The 6432-nt window shown below is 68.2% G+C and carries 4 protein-coding genes; 3 read left to right on the plus strand and 1 reads right to left on the minus strand.

Translation table 11 applies throughout. From position 1 onward, the window contains the following. The first annotated feature begins 15 nt into the window (after positions 1–15). Positions 16–591 carry a single-stranded DNA-binding protein gene (ssb, locus tag ACIQ6S_RS10635; protein ID WP_397608344.1) on the plus strand — a complete coding sequence of 192 codons (576 nt, stop codon included), beginning with the start codon at positions 16–18 and terminating at the stop codon, positions 589–591. A gap of 76 nt (positions 592–667) precedes the next feature. Beyond that, on the plus strand, positions 668–2677 hold the full coding sequence (locus ACIQ6S_RS10640; protein WP_397608345.1) for an alpha/beta hydrolase family protein: 2010 nt from the start codon (positions 668–670) through the stop codon (positions 2675–2677). An 80-nt stretch (positions 2678–2757) separates the two neighbouring features. Here the strand turns inward: ACIQ6S_RS10640 and ACIQ6S_RS10645 are convergent, their stop codons facing one another. Next, the gene (locus tag ACIQ6S_RS10645) at positions 2758–4323 is read right to left on the minus strand and encodes a peptide MFS transporter (protein ID WP_397608346.1); all 1566 of its coding nucleotides are present in this window, start codon (positions 4321–4323) and stop codon (positions 2758–2760) included. Between the two features lie 107 nt (positions 4324–4430). On the opposite strand from ACIQ6S_RS10645, the gene ACIQ6S_RS10650 reads away from it, so the two are divergent. Further along, positions 4431–6432 (plus strand): prolyl oligopeptidase family serine peptidase (locus ACIQ6S_RS10650; protein ID WP_397608347.1); only part of this gene is annotated, 2002 nt, incomplete at its 3' end.

Consider the following 6432-nt stretch of genomic DNA (forward strand, 5'->3'; position numbering starts at 1 on the left):
CGGCCGGAGGACCCCATGGCGCGCGGTATCAACAAAGTCATTCTCGTTGGCAACCTCGGCAACGACCCGGAAGTGCGCTACAGCCAGAGCGGCTCGGCACTGACGACCATCAGCGTGGCCACGTCCGAGAGCTGGAAGGACAAGGACGGCAACATGCAGGAACGCACCGAGTGGCACCGGGTGAAGTTCTTCGGCCGTCTGGCGGAGATCGCCGGCGAGTACCTGAAGAAGGGCCGTCAGGTGTATATCGAGGGTCGCCTGCGGACCGAGAAGTACACCGACAAGGCCGGCGTCGAGAAATACAGCACCGACATCATCGCCGACGAAATGCAGATGCTGGGCGGCAACCCTGGCATGGGCGGCGAAGGCGGCGGCGAGCGCGCCGAGCGTCCGGCCCGTTCGGGCGGCGGTGGGGGCTATGGCGGCGGTCGTGGCGCTGGCGCCGCCGGCGGTTCGGGCGGCGGTGGCTATGGCAACCGTGGCGGCGGAAGCGGCGGTGGTTCGGGTGGCGGCTATGGCAACCGCAGCGGCGGCAGCGCGCCGCCGGCCCAGAGCAACGACCCGTTCCCGGACGACGACATTCCGTTCTGATCCGGCCGTCCGCGGGGCTTGCGCTCGAGGGGGCGCCGGATAGACTCCGGTTTCCCCCAACCCCACGGACGATGTCATGAATGGACTCCGACGGGCCGCTTTCGCGGCCCTTCTCCTGTGTGCCACCCTCCACGTAGCCGCGCAGGGCGAGCCCGCCCCGGCGGCACCGGCGCCGCTGCCCGCCGACGTGCCCGGTCTGGTCGCCCACCTCGTCCGCGACGAAAGATTCAAGGACATCGCCCTGTCACCGACGGGCGAGTTCTTCGCGGCAACGGCGGGCCACGAGAAGCAGACCTACCTCGTCATCGGCACGCTCGCCGGTGGGAAGATTCTGGCGCACCTGTCCGGCGGCAGCCAGGCGCATGTCTCCGCCTTCTGGTGGGCGAACGACACGCAGGTCGTCGCCTCCATGGGCGAAAGCTTCGGGCAGTTGGAAGAGCCGCGCGAGTACGGCGAACTTTGGGTGATCAATGCGGCCGAGGGTGCGCGCGGGAAGCTGATCGCTGGCGCCCGTGGTGCGCAGCCACGGCTGGGCAACATGGCCACGGCCCGCAACTCCGACCACAGCCGCTTCGTGTTCATGGCCGATCCGCTGCGGAACGACGACGAGAACGTGCTGGTGTCGGTCGTAAGCATGTATTCCCTGGGCGAAGGCTACGCGCGGGCCGAGCTGATGGACATCACCTCCGGGCGTCGGCGCATCGTTGCCCAAGCCCCGGTCGCGCGCGCCGAGTTCCTCGTCGATCACGCAGGCGAGGTGCGCTTCGCGACCGGCCAGAACGTCGAGAACGACACGCTCACCTACTACCGCCAGGACGGCAAGAGCGACTGGCAGCTCATCAACGATCAGGCCGTGACGGGGGTCTGGGTCGAGCCGATCGGCTTCAGCAAGGACAATGCGGCGGCTTACGTCTGGTCGTCGCGGAAGGATGGGCCGGATGCTATCGAGCGCCTCGACCTCGCGACGATGGAGCGGACTGAAGTGCTGCGTCACTCGCGCGTCGATCCGCACCGCATCATTTTCGACCCGGCAACCGACGAGCCGATCGGCGCGACCTTCATGGATGGCGTGCCGGAAAGTCAGTTCTTCGACGCGGCGTCGCCGCAGGCGCGCACCGTTCGCAGCCTCGAGGCCGCGTTCCCCGGCCAGTCCGTGCAGCTCCGCAGCGCAACCGCCGACGGCAACCAGCAGCTCGTCATCGTCTCGAGCGACCGCAATCCCGGTGACTTCTACCACCTTGATCGCACGCAGCGCTCGGCGAACCTGTGGGCCAGCCGCGCGGATTGGGTGATGCCTGACCAGATGGCCGAAGCCAAGCCGATCGAGCTCAAGGCCCGCGACGGCCTCGCGCTGCACGGATACCTGACCACGCCGCTGGGCCGCGAGGCCAAGGGGCTTCCGATGGTCGTGCTGCCGCACGGCGGTCCGCATGGTGTGCGCGACGGCTGGGGCTTCGACATCGAGCGCCAGCTGCTGGCTGCGCGCGGCTACGCCGTGCTGCAGGTGAACTTCCGCGGCTCGGGCGGCTACGGCGGTGCGTTCGAGCATGCCGGCTACCAGCAGTGGGGTGCGGCGATGCAGGACGACGTGACCGATGCGACGCGCTGGGCGATCGAGCAGGGCGTCGCCGATCCCAAGCGCGTCTGTTTGTACGGCTCGAGCTTTGGCGGCTATTCGGCCCTGATGGGCGTTGCCCGCGAGCCCGCGCTCTACGCTTGCGCCGCCGGCAATGTCGGCGTGTACGACCTCGACATGATGTACGGCCGCGGCGACCTGCAGGCCCGCCGCTGGGGCGAGAACTACCTGAAGCTGGTGGTTGGCGAGGAGGGGCTCGACGCGCGCTCGCCGGCCAAACTCGCCGCATCGATCAAGGTGCCGGTGCTCCTCGCCGCGGGCGAACTCGACGAGCGCACGCCGCCGGAGCAGACGAAGGCGATGGAACGGGCGCTGCAGGCGGCGGGCGTGCCCGTCGAGGCGCACTACTACGACAACGAGGGGCACGGCTACTACCTGCTGTCGAACCGCCGCGACTACTACACGAAGCTGCTGACCTTCCTCGACCGGCACCTCGGCGCGGCGCGCTGAGGCCAGCCCACGACACCCAGAAACACGAAGGGCGCGACCGAGGTCGCGCCCTTCTTTTTTCTGCAGGTTCCGGCGCGGGATCAGTCCGCGCGCACCAACCGGTTCAACAGCGGTGTCGCGATGAACATTGCAAGACCCGCAGCGAGGCCGATCCACATCATCTGGGTGAAGAACGGCGCGTAGACGGCCAGGGCCTCGGCGGCGGAGATCACGCCGTCGGGCCCCGGCGCCACCTCGGCCATCGTGCCGAGGCGGCCGGCGATCATTTCGCCGAAGGCCGAGAACAGGAACCACGCGCCCATCATCGTGCTGACCACGCGCGGGATCGACAGCGAGGTGACCGCTGCGAGTCCGATCGGGCTCAGCGCCATTTCGCCGAGCACCAGCACCGCGTAGGCGAGGATCAGCCACCACAGGCTGACGAGGCCGTCGCTGCCTGGGTTCGCTGCGGCGAAGGCCAGCACGCCGAAGGAGCCGCCGCAGAACACCAGCGCCCAGGCGAACTTGGCCGCGTAGCCCGGGTTCATGCCGGCGCGATCGAGGCGCGGCCACAGCCAGGCGAAGAATGGCGTCATCGCGATCACGCAGAAGGCGCCGATGGCGGTGGTCTGGCCGGCCGTCCATTCGATGCCGAAGGTGCTGCGGTCCATGGCGCGTTCCGCCAGCGTCACCCAGGGGCCGTAGCTCTGCTCGTAGAGGCCCCAGAACAGCGCACTGACGGTGGTGAGCACCAGCAGCAGGATCATCTTGCCGCGCGCTTCGCGGTCGATCCCCGAGAACATCAGCGCAATGAACCAGCCGTACAGCACGGTGCCGGCCACGACGGCGACGAGTTCGGTCAGCGTCACCTGGTGGCCACCCAGCACGGCGTTCAACGGGGCGAAATCGATGCGCGTCTGCAGGACCTGCCAGACCGCGACCACGCCGACGAGGGCGCCGAGGTAGATGAGCCATTCGCGGCTGAGGCCGGCGAAGGCCGGTTCGCGAAGCCGCGCCGGGTCGGCGGGTTCGGCTTGGCCGAGCAGGTGCGGCTGGCCGACGAGGAACACGACCAGCCCGACCGCCATCATCAGGCCGCCCAGCGCGAAGCCGTAGCTCCAGCTGATGTTCTCGCCCACGTAGCCGACGATGAAGGAAGCGAGCAGGGCGCCAATGTTGATGCCCATGTAGAAGATCGAGAAGCCGGAGTCGCGCCGCGGGTCGTTTTCCGCGTACAGCCGGCCCACGATCGTCGAGATGTTCGGCTTCAGGAAACCCACGCCCATCGCGATCAGGGCCAGCGAGGCGTACATCACCTGCACGGCAGTCTCGTCGCGCGTGCCGCCGTCGATCGGGGTGCCGATCCACGCCATCCCGAACTGGCCGAGCACCAGCAGCACGCCGCCGAAGACGACCGCCTTGCGCATGCCGAGGTAGCGGTCGGCCAGCATCCCGCCCAGCAAGGGCAGGGCGTAGGCGAGCCCGGCGTAGGTGCCCATCAGCAGGTAGCCGTCGGCGTCGGAGAAGCCGTGGTGCTTGATGAGGTACAGCACGAGGATGGCCTTCATGCCGTAGAACGCGAAGCGTTCCCACATTTCCGTCAGGAAACAGACGTAGAGGCCTTTCGGGTGCCCGAGGAACTCGGCCGGTGCGGTGGTGGTGGTCAAGCGGATTCCCTGCGGCGGTGGCCGGTTCGTGAAGCCCAAGTGTACGGGGCGTGATGGCCCGAGGGGCGCGTTATCCTTGCCCTCTCGTCCCGGAGACCGAACCGACCATGCGCCTGTCCGTCCTTGCTCTGTCGCTGGCCCTCGTGGGGCCCGCACTCGCCGCCGAGCCCGCCGCCCCCGCCAATCCGCGCGGCTTCACTGCGAAAGACCTGGTGATGCTCGACCGCGTGTCGGCACCGCAGTTCTCGCCGGACGGCGACCGCATCCTCTACGCGCTGCGTGAGACGAACTGGGAAGCGGACCGCGGCGTGGGTTCGCTGTGGGTGACGGATGCTTCGGGCGGCGCTGGTACGCGCCTGACGCCCGCGGAGCTCCCGGCCTCGGCCGGCGCGTGGTCGCCGGATGGCGCCTTCGTCTACTTCCTGAGCGCGAAGTCGGGATCGATGCAGGTCTGGCGCGTGCCGGCAGGTGGCGGTGATGCGACGCAGGTGACGGCCTACTCGCTGGACGTCGGAAGCTTCCGTCTGGCGCCGGATGGCAAGGCCATCGCCCTGTCGTTCGAGGTGTTCGCCGACTGCGGCACGCTGGCCTGCACGGCCGAGCGCCACGCCGCCCACGCCAACGACAAGCGCACCGGCGTGCAGTACGACCGCATCTTCGTGCGCCACTGGGATACATGGAAGGACGGCACCCGCTCGCAGGTGTTCCTGAGCCCGATCGGCGCCGACGGCACGGCTGCGGGCGAGCCGCGCCTGCTGACGAAGGGCATCGACGGCGACGTGCCGGGCAAGCCCTTCGGCGACCAGAGCGACTACGTGTTCTCGCCGGACGGTTCGACGCTGGTGTTCAGCGTGCGCATCGCCGGCAAGAGCGAGCCGTGGTCGACCAACTTCGACCTGTTCGAAGTGCCGGTGGACGGCAGCGCCGCGCCGAAGAACCTCACCGACGCCAATGACGCGATGGACACCAATCCGGTGTTCTCGGCCGACGGCAAGACCCTGTTCTGGCGCGCGATGAAGCGTCCAGGCTTTGAGGCCGACCGCTTCGGCCTGATGGCCCTGGACCGCGCCACGGGCGCCACCCGCGAGATCGCCGCGGACTGGGACCGCAGCTTCGACACGCTCGTGCCCGGCGACGACGGCCGCACGATGTACACGGCCACGCTCGACACCGGCACGCATCCGGTGTTCGAGGTGAACCTCGCCAGCGGCGCGGTGCGCAAGGTGGTGCAGGGCGGCAACATCGGTGCCTTCGACATCGACGGCGACCGTATCGTCTTCACCCGCGACTCCATCGCCGCACCGGCGGACCTCTACCTCGGCGCGATCCGCGCGCGCATCGCCGAGCGTCGGCTGACGAACTACAACGCCGAAGCGCTCAGCGGCGTGCGCATGGGCGAGTACGAGCAGTTCAGCTTCAAGGGCTGGAACGACGCCACCGTGCACGGCTACGTCATCAAGCCTTGGAACGCCGAGCCGGGGAAGAAGGCGCCGGTCGCCTTCCTGATCCACGGCGGCCCGCAGGGCAGCTTCCACAACCAGTGGCATTACCGTTGGAACGCGCAGACCTATGCCGGCATGGGCTTCGCGGTGGTGATGATCGATTTCCACGGCAGCACCGGCTACGGCCAGGCCTTCACCGACGCGATCTCCGAGGACTGGGGCGGTAAGCCGCTGGTCGACCTGCAGAAGGGCTGGGCGGCCGCGCTCGAGAAGTACGACGTCCTCGACGGCGAGCGCGCCTGTGCGCTGGGCGGCAGCTATGGCGGCTACATGGTCAACTGGATCGCCGGCAACTGGAACGAACCGTGGGACTGCTTCGTCAACCACGCCGGCGTGTTCGACCTGCGCTCGATGGCCTATTCGACGGAAGAGCTGTGGTTCACCGAGTGGGAGAACGGCGGTGTGCCGTGGGAGAACGCGGCCGCCATGGAGAAGCACAACCCGGTGAACTTCGTGCAGAACTGGCGCGTGCCGATGCTCGTCATCCACGGGCAGAAGGATTATCGCGTTCTCGTCGAACAAGGCCTTGCGACCTTTGGTGCGTTGCAGCGTCGCGGGATCGAGTCGGAACTGCTTTACTTCCAGGACGAAAACCACTGGATCCTGC

This window comes from Silanimonas sp. (genome assembly GCF_044377035.1).
Lineage (GTDB): Bacteria > Pseudomonadota > Gammaproteobacteria > Xanthomonadales > Xanthomonadaceae > Silanimonas.

What these genes read in the sequence shown, in the direction of transcription:
- ACIQ6S_RS10640 (WP_397608345.1), top strand. Translation starts at nt 668, where the DNA reads ATGAATGGACTCCGACGGGCCGCTTTCGCGGCCCTTCTCCTGTGTGCC.
- ssb (WP_397608344.1), top strand. Translation starts at nt 16, where the DNA reads ATGGCGCGCGGTATCAACAAAGTCATTCTCGTTGGCAACCTCGGCAAC.